Consider the following 20,219-nt stretch of genomic DNA (forward strand, 5'->3'; position numbering starts at 1 on the left):
TTTTATACAAATTTTGATGAGATGAAGAATAAAGAGGCTTTCTTTAAACATATAACAGAAGGAAACACTTTTAAAGGCGATTCTATAACCCTTGGAGCCGCAATGTTAGAAGGCAAAACCATTACAGATGCTTACGTTAAAGTACCTTTAAAGACAATGAACCGACATGGTTTAATTGCTGGTGCTACTGGTACAGGAAAAACAAAAACACTACAAGTTTTAGCAGAAAATTTATCTGAAAAAGGCATACCAGTTTTACTGATGGATATCAAAGGTGATTTAAGTGGATTAGCCCAGCCTAGTCCTGGACATCCTAAAATTGATGAACGTCACCAAAAAATAGGTCTGCCATTTGATGCCAAAGCGTTTCCAGTAGAAATCATGACGCTATCTGAGCAGGATGGTGTTCGATTAAGAGCTACTATTAGTGAATTTGGCCCTGTACTTATCTCGAGAATTTTAGATGTTACCGAAACGCAAGCGGGTATTATTTCTGTAATCTTTAAATATTGTGATGACAATCAATTACCACTTTTAGATATTAAGGATTTTAAAAAAATACTTCATTATGCTACAGGAGATGGTAAAAAAGAATTTGAAGAAGCCTACGGTCGAATTTCTACTGCGTCTACTGGTGCTATTTTAAGAAAGTTAATTGAAATTGAGCAACAAGGTGGCGATTTGTTCTTTGGCGAAACCTCTTTTGAGACTCAGGATTTGTTACGCATAGATGAGAATGGTAGAGGATACATCAATATCATTAGATTAACGGACATACAAGACAAGCCAAAATTATTTTCAACTTTTATGTTGAGTTTATTGGCCGAAATATATTCGACATTTCCAGAACAAGGCGATAGTGGAAGACCAGAGTTAATTCTATTTATTGATGAGGCGCATCTCATTTTTAATGAAGCTTCTGATGCACTTCTAAGTCAAATAGAAAGCATTGTAAAACTAATTCGTAGTAAAGGTGTTGGCTTATATTTTGTAACTCAAAACCCTACAGATGTTCCAGAAGAAGTTCTTGGTCAGCTTGGACTCAAAGTTCAGCATGCATTAAGAGCGTTTACTGCAAAAGATAGAAAAGCTATAAAACTCACCGCACAAAACTATCCAGACACGGCCTATTATGATACTGCAGAGGTATTAACCTCTTTGGGTATTGGTGAAGCCTTAGTTTCTGCACTAGATGAAAAAGGAAAACCTACGCCATTAGCAGCCACTATGATGCGTGCACCTATGAGTCGTATGGATATTTTAACGAAGTCTGAGCTTAGTAAATTATTATCTGATTCTCAGTTAGCAAAAAAATATAATAAAGAAATTGACCGCGAAAGTGCTTATGAGATGCTTAATGAAAAAATTAAGCAAGCCGAAGCTGAAGAAGCAAAAGCAAAGGCTGCGGAAGAAAAAGAAAAACTCAAAAAAGCAGAATCAAAACGTAAAACATCTACCAGACGAAGAAGCTCTAGACAAAATCCATTATTAAAGGTTCTTACGAGTCCAACAGTAATCCGAAGCGTGCTTGGTATTTTGACTAAAATGATTCGCTAATTTTATTACCATCAATTATACATTAAATGAAAAATTACATTGCTCCAATTTTAATCTTACTTGTTCTTGTATCAAGCTGTAAAAAAGAAGACAAAATCAATCCGTTTGCTGTGTCTAAGCATCAAGTAGGTTTTTTAAATGATTCTACTCAAGTAAAAGACATAAAGGTACTTTTTGCCAACGATTCTATTGTCAATTTTAAAGAAGATGACAGTTTTGCTGGCGGCATAAATACTATTGATATTTATGAAAAAGGTGGCAATCAATTATTAAGTATTTCACCTACAGAAGCATTAGATTCCACAGCGACAATTAGTTCAATTAGACTTCTAGACCCAAGATACATTACAGATAAAAACATATCTAGTATTAGTACTTTTAAAGACATTAACGATAATTATAAGATTTCTAAAATCTCAAACCTCATTAACTCTGTTGTTGTTAAGGTTAATGAACTTGATGCTACTTTTACTATTGATAAAAAGGAGTTACCAACAAATATGCGTTTTGATATGGCTATGAAAATTGACCCTATCCAAATTCCTGATGACGCTAAGGTGAAGTTTTTCATCGTTCATTTTTAGTCTATAATTGATGAGTAAAAAATATAAAATCCAGAATTCCCCTTTTGTTGTCCCAACGACTGATGGCAAAATTATAAAAGAACATTTTGGAAATGCCACAGATGGTAATTCTGAAATAAGCATTGCACATATGGTGGCGCCTCCAGGTTGGTCAGAGCCTTTTCAAACCCCAGAATTTGATGAGTATACCTTTATTATAAAAGGTAAAAAGCAATTTATTATCGAAGGTGAAACTTTAGTTTTAGAAGCGGGACAATCTATTAAAGTGGAAAAGAATACAAGATTACAATACTCTAATCCGTTTTCAGAAGCTTGTGAATATATTGCCATTTGCTTACCAGCTTTTTCGATAGATGCTGTAAATAGAGAAGCTGAATAGTATGAGTAGTTTTGTTATAAAATCTATCGGAAACGCTCTAAACACGGCTAGCTATATTTCCTCCAAATACGCTTCTGATAAAGCACTTAAACTCTTTGCTACTCCTAGAAAAGGCCGTTATAATGATGAACAATCTCAAATAGTCTCTTCAGCAGAAAAGCATGTTCTCTCATATAACAATCAAGATATTGCAGTTTATAATTGGAAAGGTAAAGGACAAACAATATTACTATCCCATGGTTGGGAAAGCAATGCATCTCGATGGAGTTACATTCTAGACAATCTAAAAGCAAAAGATTATAATATTATTGCGTTAGACGCTCCTGCACATGGCAAATCTGGTAGCAAGCTATTCAACGCAATATTATATTCAGAATTTATAAATGTTGTGACTGAAGCATTTCAACCAGAAGTACTTATTGGACATTCAGTTGGTGGTATGGCTAGTGTTTTTTGTTTGCATAATCACGAGGTACAAAGCGTGAAAAAGCTCATTATTTTGGGAGCTCCAGCGCATTTTACTGGTGTTTTTCATAGGTATAAACAGATGATGGGTTATAACAGAAGAATATCTAATGGTTTGGACAGTATTGTTTTAGAACGATTTGGAAAAACTGTAGATTATTTCTCAGCTGCTAATTTTACAAAAGACTTTAGTGCAAAAGGTCTGATCATTCATGACAAGAAAGATAAAATTATACCTTATGAGGATGCTTTACTATTTGCCAACCGTTATAAAAATGCCGAATTGATAACGACTGAAGGTTTTGGTCACGGCCTAAAAGACAAATCTATTACTCCAAAGATTATTGAGTTTATAAATGGGTAATCTTTATCGTATTTTTGTCCCATGTTAGAGGATTTAAAAAGACTTAACAAATTTTTGAGTGAAGCTGGTTACTGTTCACGTCGTGAAGCGGACCGCTTAATAGATGCTGGTCGTGTAACCATAAACGATGTTGTTCCAGAAATGGGCACCAAAGTTGCACCGGGAGATACTGTAAAAGTAGATGGAGAAATTATTGGTGAGCGTAAAAAAGAGTTTGTTTATCTGGCATTTAATAAACCTGTTGGTATTGTCTGCACAACAGACACACGTGTAGAAAAAGATAATATTATTGATTTTATTGGCTACCACAAACGTATTTTTCCTATAGGCAGATTAGATAAACCTAGTGAAGGTCTTATTCTTTTAACGGATGATGGCGATATCGTCAATAAGATTCTTCGCGCTAGCAATAATCATGAAAAAGAATATATCGTTACAGTTGATAAACCTATTTCGCAAACCTTCATTGAACGCATGGCAGGAGGCATCTATATAGAAGAGCTAGGTAAACGCACCAAAAAATGCAAAGTTAAACGGATAGATAAATTCACCTTTAGTATTATTCTTACTCAAGGCTTAAATAGACAGATACGCCGAATGTGTGATTATTTAAACTATGATGTGGAAACTTTGAAGCGTGTCCGTATTATGAATATAGAACTAGATACACCATTAGGAAAATATCGAGAACTCACGAAAGAAGAATTTAAAACTCTAAGTGATTTAATTAGTGATTCTAAAAAAACTTTTGAAGCCAAACAAAGTTATCAAAGAAAAAGCAGACGCTAAGAATGTATCTTCTTAATTACATAAAGACTCATAAACGCATCTTAATACTTATAGTTTCTGTATTATTACTAACGATAACTTTTGAAACGTCTCAGCAACTGTATTACATTAAGAGGTTTAATTTGGGTGGTGATGCTACATTCTTCATTTTATTAAAAAATCAAGCGTTTAGATGGTTTGTTTGGGTTGTATTATCAGCTGTGATTTTCTATTACATTCAATCTACAAAAATTAAAAAAGACTTAACGTTTACGCATGTCTTAAAATACGCTAGTTTAATATTAGGCTTGGTCATACTAAATGTAGTTATCATTTCTATTAACCAAATGCTTACCTATGACGATACATTTACCATAAGCAATTTAACCAATGAGTATCTGCCTTTTTTTATGTTTCAAAAGGCACCCATGTATACGCTAGGTTATATTGCGATTACCATAATAATGCATTTGTATTTTGCTAATGAGCAGCTTCAGATTAAAGTCCAAGATTTATCAGAGCTTAAGCTAACAAATGCACGTTTATATACTCAATTAAAAGACAGAGTAGACGATCGTACTTCTGTATTAAATATTAAAATTGGGAATAAGCGAAAGATAATCCCTGTAAATGAGGTATTATGGATAGAAGCAGATGATTATTGTGTTAAGGTGCATACTGTCGATAAAAATTGTTATACCATGAGAAGTAGTCTTAAAGCTTTATTACCAAAGTTAGATACCAATTTTTTGCGTGTACATAGAAAAGCGATAGCGAATATGACCATGATTAAAGAGCTAAGCATGTCTAATACGCCTAATCTCATCTTAAATGACAATACCGAAATTCCTGTTTCTAAAAGTCATTTAAAAACAGTCAAAGATTTTTTATCGGATCATTAAGAGTTTTTTAACTCGCTTTACTGCAAATAACAACTGTTTCTCTGCAAAACTCTATGCGCTTTAATTCTTTTCATGTTGATTTGGTGTGAACTAAATTTTATATCATGAAAAAAATCATACTCCTTTTTGCATTAATAACCTCAACTAGTTTTGTATTTGCTCAATATGAAAATGAAGCCTCACAAGAGTTTCCTTATGGAAAGCCACACCCTGATTCACCTGAGCAAATTAAAGATTTTCAGCCTCTAATAGGAAAAAGCAAATGCAAATCTACTTCAAGAAAACAAGATGGTAGTTGGAATGAAACTATAGACATGAATTGGGTTTTTAAATACATAATGAATGGTAAAGCTGTGCAAGATGAAACCTTAAAATCTGATGGTGGTCATTCTGGAAGTATTAGACAATTTATAGCAGATAGTAGCAAATGGTATGTGCACTACTATTCCTCAAAAGGACCAACAACGACGCTTTCTACCTGGGTTGGTAATAAAACCAAAGCAGATAAAATTGTATTATACCGAGACCAAGTGGCACCTAATGGCATGGAAGGATTTTACAGGCTTACATTCTATGATATAAAAAATGATAGCTACAAATGGATAGGCGAATGGGTTGATAAAACTGAAAAAATAATTTACCCTACTTGGAAAATAGAATGCAGAAAAGAAGAAGAATAGAATGGTTAAACTTCATGTTTAATATTTCTTTATTCATTTGATGAAATAAACACTAATTTTGGATGTATAAATTATAACTAATATGTCCAAAATTTCTCCTTTTCACTTAGCTATTCCTGTTCATGATTTAGAACTTTGTCGCAATTTTTACACCAACAGTTTAAATTTTGAAGAAGGCAGAAGTAGTGACCATTGGGTAGATTATAACTTTTTTGGACATCAATTGGTCATTCATCTTAACAATAAAAAAATCAAAGAGGCTCCAACCAATGCTGTAGATGGTAAAGATGTTCCAGTGCCTCATTTTGGCGTAGTTTTACCTTGGGATACTTTCCATGAATTTGCTGAGCTCATAAAATCTAAAAGCATAGAGTTTATCATAGAGCCTTACATTCGTTTTGAAGGTTTGGTTGGCGAGCAGGCCACTATGTTTTTTAAAGACCCTTCAGGAAATGCATTAGAGTTTAAAGCATTTAAAGACATAAGCCAGTTGTTTGCAAAGTAAATATTAAGCACTATATAGAACCAAAAAAGAATTCATAACCAAATATAGTAGAAAACCAAGCAAACAGAAATAAAGCAAAAGAAAAGGCAATATCAGAAAACTTGATATGTGGATTCTTGCCAAAAATTGAATTATCAATTTCGTCAGAGTGTGTTAAGTATAAGTAGAAGTCTCTTCCATGAATATAATAACTAAATCTTTTAAAAATCTCATCTATTATTAAAGTTAAAAAAGGAATTGTTAGATGATAGCTAAAGATAAGTTTCATTTTATCTAACTTATTGAAATACAAAAGCCCTATTAAACCTACAATGAAAACTACCGAAGCTAAACCCCATTTAATCGTTGAATTCAACCACGCTTTCTTTCTTCCATAAATAAAAACAGTTGAAACTGTCAATGCAATAGAAAAGCCAAGCATGTAGATATTCATAAAGCTTACTTTCTATGCTGCTCTCTAGCTAATAAGGTATTTTTTAGTAGCATAGCTATGGTCATAGGACCAACACCTCCCGGAACTGGTGTAATATAACTTGCCTTTTTGCTTACGTTTTCAAAATCTACATCACCTGTAATATAATACCCTTTTTCAGAATCGTCGGCTACCCTTGTAATTCCGACATCGATAATTATGGCATCATCTTTAACCATTTCTGCTTTCAAAAAATTAGGGACTCCTAATGCCGAAATAATAATATCTGCTTGAGATGTAATTTGAGTGATATTTTTGGTATGGCTATGAGTTAAGGTTACTGTTGAGTTCCCCGGAAACCCTTTACGTCCCATAAGAATACTCATTGGGCGACCAACAATATGAGAACGTCCAATAACTACGGTATGCTTTCCTTTTGTCTCAACGCCATAACGGTCTAATAATTCTAAAATACCAAAAGGTGTTGCTGGGATAAATGTTGACATATCTAATGCCATTTTCCCAAAATTAGTTGGATGAAAACCATCTACATCTTTATCAGGATTTACAGCCATTAATATTTTCTGAGTATTAATTTGTGGCGGTAATGGCAATTGAATGATAAAACCATCAATATCATCGTCTTGATTTAACTCTTCAATTTTATCTAAAAGTTCTATCTCGCTAGTGGTATTAGACATGCGTACCATGGTAGACTCAAAACCAACACGCTCACAAGCTCTAACTTTACTACCAACATAAGTTAAACTCGCACCATCATTACCAACAATTACTGCTGCTAAGTGTGGTACTTTTTCACCATCGGCTTTCATTTTATCAACTTCTGCCTTGATTTCGTTTTTTATGTCGTTACTGGTTTTTCTACCGTCTAAGATTGTCATGTTGTTGTGTGGTTGTTAGAGTTATATTAACGTGGCATATTTTTCATCATTTGCATCATACGTTTTCCGCCGCCGCCTTGCATCATCTTCATCATTTTGCTCATTTGCGTAAACTGCTTTAGCAACTGGTTGACTTCTTGTACAGAGGTACCTGAACCTTTTGCAATTCGTTTTTTACGGCTTGCATTCATTAATCCTGGGTTGGAACGTTCTGTTGGTGTCATAGAATGAATAATAGCTTCAATACCTTTAAAAGCATCATCATCAATATCTACGTCTTTCATCATTTTTCCTGCACCCGGTATCATACCTATTAAATCTTTCATGTTACCCATTTTCTTGATTTGCTGAATCTGCTTTAAGAAATCATCAAATCCAAATTGGTTTTTGGCAATCTTCTTCTGAAGTTTTCTTGCCTCTTGCTCATCAAACTGCTCTTGAGCACGTTCAACAAGAGAAACAACATCTCCCATTCCTAAAATACGATCTGCCATACGTGATGGATAGAAGACATCGATAGCTTCCATCTTCTCGCCAGTACCAATAAATTTAATCGGTTTATTGACTACAGATTTAATAGAAATTGCAGCACCACCTCGAGTATCACCATCAAGCTTAGTAAGAATAACACCATCAAAATTTAAGATATCATTAAAGGCTTTTGCTGTATTTACAGCATCTTGACCTGTCATCGAATCTACTACAAACAATGTTTCTTGTGGAGTAATTGCTTTATGAATATTAGATATCTCAGTCATCATAGCTTCATCAACAGCCAAACGACCTGCGGTATCTATAATAACCACATTATGTCCATTAGCCTTTGCATGAGCAATACCAGCCTGAGAAATGGCTACTGGATCATTATTATCTCTATCACTGTATACCTCAACACCAATTTGCTCACCAACTACATGCAACTGGTCAATCGCTGCAGGACGATAAACATCACAAGCGACTAATAAAGGTTTCTTAGTTTTTTTGTTTTTTAGATAATTAGCAAGTTTACCGGAAAAGGTGGTCTTACCAGAACCTTGTAGTCCTGACATTAAAATAACGCTTGGAGTACCAGAAAGATTAAGACCTTCTGCATCACCACCCATAAGTTCAGTTAGCTCGTCCTTAACAATTTTAACCATTAATTGCCCTGGCTGAAGCGTTGTCAATACATTTTGACCTAAGGCTTTTTCCTTAACAGTATTGGTGAATTGTTTAGCTATTTTAAAGTTAACATCGGCATCTAAAAGCGCACGTCTTACTTCTTTAAGCGTCTCAGCAACATTTACTTCTGTAATGCTACCATGACCTTTTAATACATGTAGCGCTTTATCTAACTTATCACTTAAATTATTGAACATAATCTTTATTGGTATTTAACAAGTGGCAAATTTAAGAATTTACAAGCGATAAATGAAGTTGTTACTGATACAATTTTTCAACTTAAAAAAAGTAAAAAAATCATATATAACACGGTAAAACTAGAAGATATCAAAACTAGAAAAGAGTCACTTTTAAAGTGACTCTTTTCAACTACTAACTAAATAAACCGTAAGCGGATGTTTATCAGTTTAATCACATATTTTATCTAATGTCATTTGGTTATCTCCCATATGGAAAATCAATTGTTCTCCTGTACATTCAACAACAGTCCACACACCTGAAATAGCTTGAATATCTGGTGCAGAAATCCCATCGAAAGTAACATCTACTCCTCCACTATTATTTGTTTCAGTTAACCAAGTTCCAGTAACCGTTTCGTTTGTTGTTACATTTGTAATCAACAATTCTTGAGCATCTAAAAACGTTAATCTATAATCTATTAAATTATCATCTCCATTTAATTCTGTGACTTTCCACTCACAGTTCATTAAGATACCATCTACATCACCTTCTGTACAATCTCCAGGATTAGTACAATCTTCTAACTTTAATTGCAATTCAAAAACTTCATAAGTATCTCCAACCTCAACTCTAACATAAATTGTTTGAGGTGCACTCGTGTTTACAAAATACTCTGGGTCTGCAATAGGATTTGTATCTGCATCGGCATCAGCTAATGACGTATGATAGGTTACGACATCTACAAATGGTGTACAATTTGAATATGCAATGGTTAAGTCAAAGGTTTCGTAACCATCATTACCTTCATCACAAAGCTCAATTACAGCATCGAAACTTGCAAAACATTCAAACGGATTTGGCGCATTACAGTCTTCGACAATTAACTCTACCGGATAAATTAATTTTTGTTCAGGATTGTTTACTAATGCCACTTTTACGTATACGGTTTGAGGGTTTGAGACATTGGTATATGCTGTAGCGCCTTCTAAGAAATCTGAATTATTTTCTGCACCTTCAAAAGTGGTATGGAATGTAATTGCAACTGACGCTCCTGGATTATCACAAGCTGGTACAGCTTCATAGATATTAAATTGCGCATATCCATCATTATCATCATCGCATTTTACTAATTCTACACCTTCTTCTGGATAACATTCAAAAGGATTGTCATTAAAACATTCTTGTTCTAAATGAAGAATATTATCGCCATTAGAGAGACCATAAAACCCTTCATGACACTCGATAACTTCCCATACTCCAGAAAGCACATCATAATTTCCTGTGAGATTTAACACTAAAGTCAATGTATCAGAATCTACACCTACATTCCAAGTTCCAACCTCAACAAACTCATTGTTTACATAAACTTTTACGGTTCCGTCTTCAGTAAATACAAACTTATTAGCCAAGTCATTGACAAGATTACTTCCTGCAAACCAGTAACATTCTATTAAGTCCTGAGATAAATCATCAGCTGAACAGTTTAAATCTGTCTCGCAGTACTGCTCAATCAACATAGTTTGGTCGTTCTTTGTAAGATACAACTCGTCATTATCGCATTCTACAATTTTCCAATCTCCTCCAAAATCTTCAAACTCTGTTGCTAATACTAAATAAACTTCCTCTCCTTCTTCAACAACTTCCCAAGTATTGCCTTCAGAAGACACCTGATTATCATCTATGATGATATCGAAAGTGAAATCCTCGTTAAACACAAACTCAAAATCTTCGAACTCAGGAAAACTAGAATAGGCTTCTATTACCCATTTACATTCTTTTAATGAAGCTTTAATTTCATCAACATCACAGTTTTCATAATCGTCATCATCGCAATCGTCTCCAACTGCTTCTATAGCGTTAGACAATTCTTCGTTAGTGTTTACAGTAATCGTATTGCCATCAGCATACTCTAACGTGACAGGGAAATTCAGGGCTACAAGATTAGCTTGGTCATCATCTAAGCCTTCTAAAAAGTCATGAAGCGCTTCATTACTTTCTATAGTTACTGTATCAATAATAACAAAATCTGAGTTAAGTACAGAAAATGATATTGGATAAACAAAATCCACACATTCTATAGCGTCATTATCCTCAATACAATCTTCTAATAAAGCTTCAAGTTGATCTTGATTTTCGATGACTGTTTCAGTATAATCTGCAGAAATAATTGTTATAGGAAAAACAAATTCAGGAATTTCGCCTTCTAGCTCTTCTAACAAGTCTTCTAATTCATCTAACCCTTCTTCGTTCTGTATAGTAATGGTAATATTGCCAACAATAACTGTAACAGGCAATTCCACCGAAAAACAGCTTGAATTATCTAAAACATTATCATCAGAAACTGCATTTGCTGAAGTTCTGAGCATAAGATTAGACAAGGTAGAATTTGGTATTATAGCTTCTTGTTCATCTGGATTAATTATTTCTACAGATTCATCTTGACATGAGGCAAAAAAGAGTGCTATCAAGAACAATAAAACGTAGGATTTAAAGTAGGATTTCATGATAAATTGGTTTTTATGATTTCTTATAAAACAAGTCAATCTTATTTATTCCTACCTTAAGTTTTAATTTTTTTAAATTTACTGCAATAGAAAACCCTATGTCTAAACCATTACACCAAAATAGTTGTGAAGAACATATTTATTCTGCGCTCTTTAAAAAGCACTCAAAAAATTTACATGACTTCTTATATTACAAATTTGGTTCTTATCTAAATCCTAAAGATAAAGTGCAAGATGCCTTTATAAAATTATGGGATAATTGTGCAAAAGTCCCTCCAGAAAAGGCCAAGAGTTTTTTATTTACTACAGCAAACAATTTGATGCTTAATGCTGTTGCACACCAAAAAGTTGTGCTAAAACATCATCAAAAGCCTCAAAAAAGTAGTACTAACGAATCGCCAGAATTTGTATTAGAAGAAAAGCAATACAGCGAAAAACTACAAAATGCATTAGAAAAATTAACTGAAGCTCAACGCGTGGCTTTTATGATGAATCGTGTTGAAGGTAAACGCTTTAAAGAAATTGCAGAACTGCTAGACATATCTGTAAAAGCTGTTGAAAAACGAATTTATGGTGCACTAAAAAAACTTAGAGAAGATATAAAAGAATTATAATGTAGGTAGGGATTTTTAAAACTTGCATGTTATATAAGTAGAAAAGATAAAATGGAAAGAGAAGAACTCATAAAAAAATGGCTTGACCATAATCTTAACTCTGAGGAACAGAAAGCCTTTGAAGAGTTAGATGATTATGCCGATTTACTTAAGCTTTCTAAATCACTAGAAGATTTTAAATCGCCTGATTATAGTATAGATTATGAGTACGACAATGTTAAATCTCGCTTAAAACCTAAGGCTTCTAACAATTGGGTACGACCATTACTTAAAATTGCAGCAGTATTGCTTATTAGCTTTAGTATCTTCTATTACAACTCTACTCTAGATACCGAGGTAAAAACACTCGTAGCAGAAGATATAACAATTAGTTTACCAGATGCTTCTACCGTTAACCTCAATGCCCAATCTACTATAGTATATAATAAAAATTCATGGACAGATAAACGTGAAGTCTCTCTTGATGGGGAAGCCTTCTTTAGTGTCGCCGAAGGTTCAAAATTTGATGTTATTACATCTGATGGAAAAATTAGTGTTTTAGGTACTCAATTTAATGTTATACAGCGTCTAAACTATTTTGAAGTGACATGCTTTGAAGGTTTAGTTGCTGTTAACTACAAATCAAAATCGCTAAAGCTTAACCCCGGAAATCGCTTTGTAGTTATTGACGGTATTATTAAAAATGAAAAAGAAAATAGAACGCAACCTAGTTGGTTATCTAATGAAACTTCATTTGCAAGTGCACCTTTAAAATATGTATTGGATGAATTAGAAAGACAATATGATATTTCTGTAGATGCAAGTAAATTAGATGGCCAACAGTTGTTTTCTGGTAGCTTTACTCATGATAACTTAGATTTGGCATTAAAATCAATAACCTTACCTTTAGGTATAACTTACACTAAAAGTAATTCTGTTATTGTTTTAAATGGTGAATAATTTCAAAAGTTTTTTACTCATCCTTCTATTTGGAGTCTCTTTGCATGGTTATGCCCAAACAGATAACCAGAAGAAACCCCTTTCAGAAATATTAAAACAACTTGAAGCCAAATTTGACATCAGATTTTCTTATGCTGATGAAACTGTAAAGACAATTAATCTATCGTTTAATGATGATTTAAGTTTAGAGGAGGCATTACTATACCTAGAAGAAAAAACAGACTTAACATTCAATAGACTAAATAGTCGATTTATTTCTGTAGAACAGCGAAAGCCAAATTACAATTCGAGTCATAACAATTTGCAGCAGCTCGACGAAGTCTTTATACAAAACTATCTTACTAAAGGTTTAGCAAAGACTATTAATGGTAAGATTGAAATCACGCCGCAAAAATTTGGGATACTTCCTGGCTTAAGTGAGCCAGATATCCTACAAACTATACAAACGCTTCCAGGAATTATTAGCGTTGATGAGCGCATATCTAATATTAATATTAGAGGTGGCACTAACGACCAAAACCTTATCCTATACGAAGGGATCAGAATGTATCAGACTGGTCATTTTTTTGGCCTTATTTCGGCATTTAATCCTTATCTCACCGAAAAGGTTGATGTCACCATTAATGGCACAAGAGCCAAATACGGATCTGGGGTGTCAAGTGCTATTAGCATAGAGAACTCTAACGAAATTGGAGATAAATCTGAATCCGGCGCTGGATTTAACTTATTAAGTGTTGATGGTTTCTCTAAATTTCAACTATCAAAAAAAACTGAATTGCAGTTATCTGCTCGACGCTCATATACTGATGCCCTATTAACACCAACTTATGACACGTATTTAGAACGTATTTTTAATACTACTCAATTAGAGAATCTATACGCAACTCCAGGTTCTGATTTACAACAAAATGAGCGTTTCTTTTTTTACGATGCAAGTCTTAAATTTTTATATGATATTAATAAAAACTCATCAATAAGAGCAAACCTACTCACTATTTTTAATCGTCTAGACTACGACATTATTTCCCCTAATGATAGTTTAGTAACAACTGAAAGCCAGCTAAGTCAAAGAAGTTATGCCGGTAACATAAATTATAATTATAAGTGGTCAGAGTCTACAAATATGTCTGCCCAATTAAGCTATTCTAACTACCGTTTATTTGGTGAAAACGCTTTAACAACTCAAGAGTTGACCCAAGAAAATGAAGTTGTTGATGTAGGCGCACGCGTAGATTTTTTAAGTGTCGTTGATAAAAATCTTAATCTTAATTTTGGTTACCAGTTTAATGAAGTTGGTGTATCTAATCTCGAGGATGTTTCCAATCCTCGTTTTAGAAGTTTTGTAAAAGAAGTCATAAGAACTCAAGGCATATATACTGAGGCAGAATTTACTTCTAATTCAAAAAATACTTATGGAAGAATTGGATTAAGAGGTAATTATCTTGATAAGTTTAGTACTGTTTTATTTGAGCCTAGGTTTGTTTTCTCACAAAAATTCTTGAATTATTTTAGACTAGAGCTCCTAGGCGAAGTAAAAAATCAATCTATCAATCAAATTATAGATTTACAGCAAGATTTTTTCGGTATTGAAAAACGTAGATGGCAATTAGCTAATACCAGTGATGTTCCTATTTTAAAAAGTAATCAATTTTCTGTTGGATTAAATTACAAAAAGAAAGGCTGGTTGATTAGCGCTGAAGGTTATATTAAAAATGTTGATGGTGTAAGTACGCGCTCTCAGGGTTTTCAAAATCAATTTCAATTGGCAAGAGCTATTGGAGATTATAGTATAAAAGGTATAGATATCTTATTTAACAAACAGTTTAAAAACTTTGGAGCTTGGCTAAGCTATTCCTATAGTAAAAATGATTACGAGTTTGAATTTTTAAATAATAACCAAGCCTTCCCTAATAATCTAGACATAACTCATATTCTTAATTTCTCTACCACATACGAAATTGAAAATTTAAAACTCTCGGCAGGTGTAAATTGGCATTCTGGTAGGCCTTATACGGTGCCATCCATGAGTCAACCAAATAAAGATACCATAGCATTCGACACCCCAAATGCTGAACGTTTACCCAGCTATTTAAGAGCAGATGTCTCAGCACGTTATAGTTTTCAGGTTGCTGATGATGTGTTCGGAGAAGTGGGTGCATCTGTATTGAATTTGCTCGACAGAGAAAATGTTATCAATAGATTCTACACTTTAAACTCTAACAGTCAGATTATTGAGAATAATGAACTTGCTTTAGGGTTAACCCCTAATTTTAGCCTTAGATTAAAATTTTAATGATAGAGGTTTTTAATACTCTCTTAAATAATTAACTTTTAAAAATTCATTTTTGAGTAGGTCATAAAAGACCGTCAATTGACGGTCTTTTATTTTGTATACAATTACAACTAAAAATCATACTTTTATAATAGAATTTTTAATCCAAACACTACTATTATGCTTCCTACAGAATTGCAAAAATTAAAATACCCTATTGGCAAATTTCAACCACCGGAAATTATCTCAAAAGGTCAAAAAGAAAAATGGATAATGGATATCGAAAATTTTCCAGATTCAGTAGAGGACACAACCAAAAATCTATCTAATGCAGAGTTAAACTACAGATATAGGCCAGATGGATGGACCATTAAACAAGTGGTACATCATTGTGCTGACAGCCATATAAATAGCATTATAAGGTTCAAATTAGCATTAACAGAAGATACACCAACCATAAGACCCTATTTTGAAAATCACTGGGCTGAACTTGTAGATTACGAGCATGATATTAAAACAGCATTATCCATTTTAAAGGGCATACACGCTAAGTTAGGTATATTGCTCAGAGGCTTGTCTGATGAAGACCTAAAACTAAAATTTATTCATCCAGAACATGGCAAAAGTTTTACTCTAGAAGAAACCATTGGAACGTATGCATGGCATAGCAACCATCATTTGGCACACATAAAACAAGCCTTAAAATACAAGGGAGAATTCTAATACCTTACATACGATTAGGAACTTCAATACCAAGCACATTAAATGCACTCTTAATCGTCTCTCCTACTTTTCTAGATAAGGCCACTCTAAACGATTTTTCATTATCAGAATCAGCGCCAAGTATAGATACATTCTGATAGAAAGAATTAAAATCTTTCACCAAATCGTAAGTATAATTTGCAATTAAAGCAGGGCTATGATGTGCTGCAGCATTTTGAATGACTTCAGGAAATTGTTCCAACTGTTTTAACAACTGCTTTTCTTTTTCATGAAGAGATATATCTGATATTTTAAAATCTTCAGATGAGGATTTTCTTAAAATAGACTGAATTCTAGCATAGGTATATTGTATAAACGGCCCTGTATTTCCTTGAAAATCGATAGACTCTTTTGGATCAAACAATATTCTCTTTTTAGGATCGACCTTTAATATGTAATATTTTAATGCTCCTAATCCAATGGTTTTATAAAGCGATTTCTTTTCATCTTCAGAATAGTCATCTAACTTTCCTAATTCTTTAGAAATCTCCTCGGCTGTGTTTGCCATTTCTTCAATTAAATCATCGGCATCTACAACGGTGCCTTCTCTACTTTTCATTTTACCACTTGGTAGATCTACCATACCGTAGCTTAGATGAAATAGGTTTTTGGCCCAATCAAAACCAAGCTTTTTCAGTATTAAAAACAATACTTTAAAATGATAATCTTGCTCATTACCAACAGTATACACCATACCACCTACATCTGGATAATCCTTGATACGCTGTATAGCCGTTCCTATATCTTGCGTCATGTAAACCGCTGTGCCATCAGCACGAAGTACAATCTTTCTATCCAAACCATCTTCAGTTAAGTCACACCAAACCGAACCATCTTCATCCTTTTCAAAAACACCAGATTTTAAGCCTTCTGCAATAAACTCTTTTCCTAATAAGTAGGTCTGACTTTCATAATAATACTTATCAAAGTCTACACCTATGTTTTTATAAGTGGCATCAAAACCTTCATAAACCCATCCATTCATTTTCTTCCAAAGTGCAACAACATCTTCATCTCCTGCTTCCCATTTACGCAGCATCTCTTGTGCTTCAAGTAAAATAGGCGCATTCTTCTTAGCATCTTCTTCAGATTGACCGCTTGCAATTAATGTCTTTATGTCTTCTTTATAGGCTTTATCAAACTTCACATAATAATTACCCACCAACTTATCACCTTTTAGACCAGTAGATTCGGGAGTTTCATTATTACCAAAACGTTGCCAAGCCAACATACTTTTGCAAATGTGTATGCCTCTATCGTTGATAATTTGGGTTTTATAAACCTTTTTACCTGAAGCTTTTAAAATCTCAGCAACACTATAACCTAAAAGCACGTTACGCACATGACCTAAATGCAAAGGTTTGTTTGTGTTTGGTGAAGAATACTCTACCATCACTGCTTTATCATCTTTGACTTCAGAAATGCCATAATCACCATTATGCTTTATAGAATTAAAGAATTCTAGATAATAGGCATCTTCAATTTCAATGTTCAAAAATCCTTTTACAACATTAAAAGCTTTAACTAAAGACACATTATCTACTAAATACTGTCCTATTTGCTCACCAATAATTGCAGGATTTCCTTTTACGACACGTAACATCGGAAAAACCACAACAGTAATATCTCCAGCAAACTCTTTCCTTGTTGCTTGAAATTCAACAGATTGCAAATCAGCTTCAAATAAAGATTTTACAGCAGCTTTTACATTTAATTCTAATGTATCTTGAAGATTCATAAAATGGCTTTTTACTTCTTTAAACGCCAGCAAAGGTAGACCTTTTTATTATTTTATAATAAATCAAAGTGCGGTTTAATTTTTATACTTAAACAACCAATGAAATGCAATTAAATTTAGTAATGAAGTAGGATTGCAAATTTCAAATTATTAAATTAACATTTTGGTAATCAGTAATTTATATTAAAAGTGCATTTCATCGATAAAAGTGTAGTTCTACCAAGAATTTTACCTTTAATCGATTGGTCTGTTTTTTTGAAAATTTCAACGTTCACTTTGTCTGATTTTTTGGTCGTAAAACTTAAAAATTAGCAAATCCAATTGCATTTGACCATTTTTGGGCTGCTATTAATTGAATTGTTAGAAGCATTGCAAAATGCGTGATAACACATCTTTCCTATCCCTCTCAGAAAGTTGGCAAACCACAATATAAAACTGTGCCCTAAAGTTAATGCTTTATGAAGCAATTATTGATGACATTCGCCATCTGCCTGTGTGCCTTTACTAGCTTTGCTCAGAATGCAAAGATAGATAGCCTTACTGTGCGTTTAGCGTATCAAAATCAAGACTCTACAAAAGTGGAGACTTCGTTGTTGCTTATCAATGAACTATATGCTATCGAAGATTATACGAAAGCATTACTATTTATAGACCAGACTTCTGAGCTTTCAAAAACGCTTAACTATGAAAAAGGCCTAGCAGAAACTAATTATATAAAAGCACTTATTTTTAATAACCAAAATGACCAAAACAATGCTGTTGCAAATTTTGAAAGTGCACGCAGCTATTTTATGGCAATTAAGGATACCCTCGGTATTGCAAAAGTGAATAACAATCTTGGTGTTATAGAAATACAAAGAGGCAATTACAAAAAGGGATTACAAAATTCACTATCGGCCATATCCATTTTTGAAGAAAAAGACTTAAAAGACGACTTAAGCAAAGCCTACAATAATCTAGCTGAAGCGTATTACAACACAAATAAATTAGACAAAGCCTTACAATACAACAAAAAAGCGCTCAGTGTCAGAGAAGAACTAGATGATTTGGAAGGCATGAAATATTCCTTAAAAAATCTAGGCTTACTTTATGCGCTAAAAAATGATTACAGACGCTCTATAGACAATTACGAAAGAATGTTAACGCTTCTCGACCCTCAAGAAGACCAAGACATTCGTGGCGAAATAATGCCAAGTCTAGGAAAGTCTTACTTAGCTATTGAAGACACAGACAAAGCTGCTGACTATTTAAGAGAAGGTTTGCGATACAGCAGAAGGCAAAAAGATGATTTAGGTATTTTAAAATCTCTAAATGCTTTTGGTGAGTTAAACACAAAAAATCGAAACCTAAAACTTGCCGAAAACCAATTACTCGAAGCGCTTAAAATTGCAAGAAGATTGGGTAACGATGAAGAGCTACTTTACAATCTTAAGCTTAATAGAGATTTAGATTCTAGAAGAGGTTTTTATGAAGATGCTTTTAACTGGCAAAACCAGTATTACGAATTAAAAGAGAAGCTTGATAAAGAAAAGCTTGCTGCGATTCCTGTACCAGATAATTCTACAGAGGAAGCACAAATAGAAACACCTCCGCTTATTGAAAGTACTAAAACTGAAGAGCCAGAAAAAGCAGTTATAACAAGTGAGAAAAAGCAAGATATCCTTCTAGTATATGGTCTAATTGCTGGTCTGGTTTTTATTACGGCATTACTTATTTTTAGTTATTTAAAAGGCTCAAAAGATAGCAAAGCCGCAAAAACACTTACAAAAAGCAATAAAGAGTTATCACTTAAAAACCTTCAACTAGAAGAAGTTAATCAAGTTAAAGACAAACTGTTTTCAATTGTATCACATGATTTAAAAGATTCCATCTCTTCCATTAAAGCCTTTTTAGATTTACTCAAAGATGGTGGGATTAGTAAAGATGAGTTTAATGACCTCATTCCCGAGCTTAGTGAAAATGCAAATAATGCCTCTTCACTTTTATTCAATTTACTGAATTGGTCTAAATCACAGATGCAAAACCTCCAACCTAAGCCAGAATTATTTAATATTCAGGAGGTTTTTCAGATTAAGATGTCTTTAATTGAGAAAAAGGTAAATGATAAAGGCATCATTCTTATTGATGAATCTAGACGTGAGTTTGTTTATGCAGATCGTAGCATGCTAGAAATTGTTATCCAGAACTTAATCACCAATGCTGTTAAGTTTACCGGTAAAGGCGATGTCATTACAGTATCTAACCAGGATTATAACGGTAAAGTTTTAATCTGTGTTGAAGATACAGGTATTGGTATTTCTGAAGAAAATCAGAAAAAACTATTTAATGCCAAAAAGAACTTTACCACTATTGGCACTGAAAACGAGAAAGGTACTGGTCTTGGCCTTACCATTTGCAAAGATTTAGTAGAGCTGAATAACGGTCGTATTTGGGTTGAGAGTACACCAAACATTGGTAGCAAATTCTTTATCGAATTACCAAAGGCCGCACTTTCTGAATAATTTTTCTATATATTTAAGGCCAATTATCTT

Annotated in this window: 18 protein-coding genes; 13 read left to right on the top strand and 5 right to left on the bottom strand. The window is 33.5% G+C overall.

Annotated features, from left to right (window positions below; genetic code table 11):
- Positions 1–21: 21 nt before the first annotated feature.
- From IEV10_RS12795 to IEV10_RS12830, 8 genes are all read left to right on the top strand, one after another.
- Positions 22–1,557 (top strand): helicase HerA-like domain-containing protein, encoded by a 1,536-nt coding sequence (locus IEV10_RS12795; RefSeq protein ID WP_188375135.1) that lies wholly within the window; start codon positions 22–24, stop codon positions 1,555–1,557.
- 26 nt (positions 1,558–1,583) lie between these two features.
- A complete protein-coding gene (locus tag IEV10_RS12800; protein ID WP_188375136.1) occupies positions 1,584–2,141 on the top strand; it encodes a hypothetical protein in 558 nt (185 codons plus the stop codon).
- A 10-nt stretch (positions 2,142–2,151) separates the two neighbouring features.
- The gene (locus IEV10_RS12805) at positions 2,152–2,520 is read left to right on the top strand and encodes a cupin domain-containing protein (RefSeq protein WP_188375137.1); all 369 of its coding nucleotides are present in this window, start codon (positions 2,152–2,154) and stop codon (positions 2,518–2,520) included.
- Position 2,521: 1 nt separating this feature from the next.
- Positions 2,522–3,349 (top strand): alpha/beta fold hydrolase, encoded by an 828-nt coding sequence (locus tag IEV10_RS12810; protein ID WP_188375138.1) that lies wholly within the window; start codon positions 2,522–2,524, stop codon positions 3,347–3,349.
- Between the two features lie 21 nt (positions 3,350–3,370).
- Positions 3,371–4,138: a 23S rRNA pseudouridine(2604) synthase RluF gene (gene rluF, locus IEV10_RS12815; protein WP_188375139.1), complete on the top strand. Its 768-nt coding sequence runs from the start codon at positions 3,371–3,373 to the stop codon at positions 4,136–4,138.
- Positions 4,139–4,140: 2 nt separating this feature from the next.
- The gene (locus tag IEV10_RS12820; RefSeq protein ID WP_188375140.1) at positions 4,141–5,019 is read left to right on the top strand and encodes a LytR/AlgR family response regulator transcription factor; all 879 of its coding nucleotides are present in this window, start codon (positions 4,141–4,143) and stop codon (positions 5,017–5,019) included.
- A gap of 104 nt (positions 5,020–5,123) precedes the next feature.
- Positions 5,124–5,699 carry a hypothetical protein gene (locus IEV10_RS12825; RefSeq protein ID WP_188375141.1) on the top strand — a complete coding sequence of 192 codons (576 nt, stop codon included), beginning with the start codon at positions 5,124–5,126 and terminating at the stop codon, positions 5,697–5,699.
- Between the two features lie 82 nt (positions 5,700–5,781).
- Entirely contained in the window at positions 5,782–6,204 is a 423-nt protein-coding gene (locus tag IEV10_RS12830; RefSeq protein ID WP_188375142.1) for a VOC family protein, read from the top strand.
- A 10-nt stretch (positions 6,205–6,214) separates the two neighbouring features.
- On the opposite strand, the gene IEV10_RS12835 is transcribed toward IEV10_RS12830, so the two are convergent.
- From IEV10_RS12835 to IEV10_RS12850, 4 genes are all read right to left on the bottom strand, one after another.
- Positions 6,215–6,637 carry a hypothetical protein gene (locus IEV10_RS12835; protein ID WP_188375143.1) on the bottom strand — a complete coding sequence of 141 codons (423 nt, stop codon included), beginning with the start codon at positions 6,635–6,637 and terminating at the stop codon, positions 6,215–6,217.
- Between the two features lie 5 nt (positions 6,638–6,642).
- On the bottom strand, positions 6,643–7,518 hold the full coding sequence (locus tag IEV10_RS12840) for a bifunctional 5,10-methylenetetrahydrofolate dehydrogenase/5,10-methenyltetrahydrofolate cyclohydrolase (protein ID WP_188375144.1): 876 nt from the start codon (positions 7,516–7,518) through the stop codon (positions 6,643–6,645).
- 26 nt (positions 7,519–7,544) lie between these two features.
- Entirely contained in the window at positions 7,545–8,876 is a 1,332-nt protein-coding gene (ffh, locus tag IEV10_RS12845) for a signal recognition particle protein (RefSeq protein WP_188375145.1), read from the bottom strand.
- A 210-nt stretch (positions 8,877–9,086) separates the two neighbouring features.
- Positions 9,087–11,363, bottom strand: coding sequence for an FIDD domain-containing protein (locus IEV10_RS12850; RefSeq protein ID WP_188375146.1), 2,277 nt, complete (start codon positions 11,361–11,363; stop codon positions 9,087–9,089).
- Between the two features lie 98 nt (positions 11,364–11,461).
- On the opposite strand from IEV10_RS12850, the gene IEV10_RS12855 reads away from it, so the two are divergent.
- The 4 genes from IEV10_RS12855 to IEV10_RS12870 all read left to right on the top strand — a co-directional run bounded on the left by IEV10_RS12855 (position 11,462) and on the right by IEV10_RS12870 (position 15,911).
- Positions 11,462–11,977 (top strand): RNA polymerase sigma factor, encoded by a 516-nt coding sequence (locus tag IEV10_RS12855; RefSeq protein ID WP_188375147.1) that lies wholly within the window; start codon positions 11,462–11,464, stop codon positions 11,975–11,977.
- 51 nt (positions 11,978–12,028) lie between these two features.
- Positions 12,029–12,916, top strand: coding sequence for a FecR family protein (locus IEV10_RS12860; protein WP_188375148.1), 888 nt, complete (start codon positions 12,029–12,031; stop codon positions 12,914–12,916).
- A complete protein-coding gene (locus tag IEV10_RS12865) occupies positions 12,909–15,209 on the top strand; it encodes a TonB-dependent receptor plug domain-containing protein (protein ID WP_229719718.1) in 2,301 nt (766 codons plus the stop codon). Before IEV10_RS12860 ends, IEV10_RS12865 begins: the two co-directional genes overlap by 8 nt.
- A 159-nt stretch (positions 15,210–15,368) precedes the next feature.
- Positions 15,369–15,911, top strand: a complete 543-nt coding sequence (locus IEV10_RS12870; protein WP_188375150.1) for a YfiT family bacillithiol transferase — start codon at positions 15,369–15,371, stop codon at positions 15,909–15,911.
- 4 nt (positions 15,912–15,915) lie between these two features.
- Here IEV10_RS12870 and argS read toward each other — a convergent pair whose 3' ends face one another.
- The gene (gene argS / locus IEV10_RS12875) at positions 15,916–17,688 is read right to left on the bottom strand and encodes an arginine--tRNA ligase (protein ID WP_188375151.1); all 1,773 of its coding nucleotides are present in this window, start codon (positions 17,686–17,688) and stop codon (positions 15,916–15,918) included.
- Between the two features lie 458 nt (positions 17,689–18,146).
- Here argS and IEV10_RS12880 point away from each other — a divergent pair, with 458 nt between their 5' ends.
- Positions 18,147–20,189: an ATP-binding protein gene (locus IEV10_RS12880; protein WP_188375152.1), complete on the top strand. Its 2,043-nt coding sequence runs from the start codon at positions 18,147–18,149 to the stop codon at positions 20,187–20,189.
- Positions 20,190–20,219 lie beyond the last annotated feature (30 nt).

Source organism: Winogradskyella haliclonae (genome assembly GCF_014635865.1).
GTDB lineage: Bacteria > Bacteroidota > Bacteroidia > Flavobacteriales > Flavobacteriaceae > Winogradskyella > Winogradskyella haliclonae.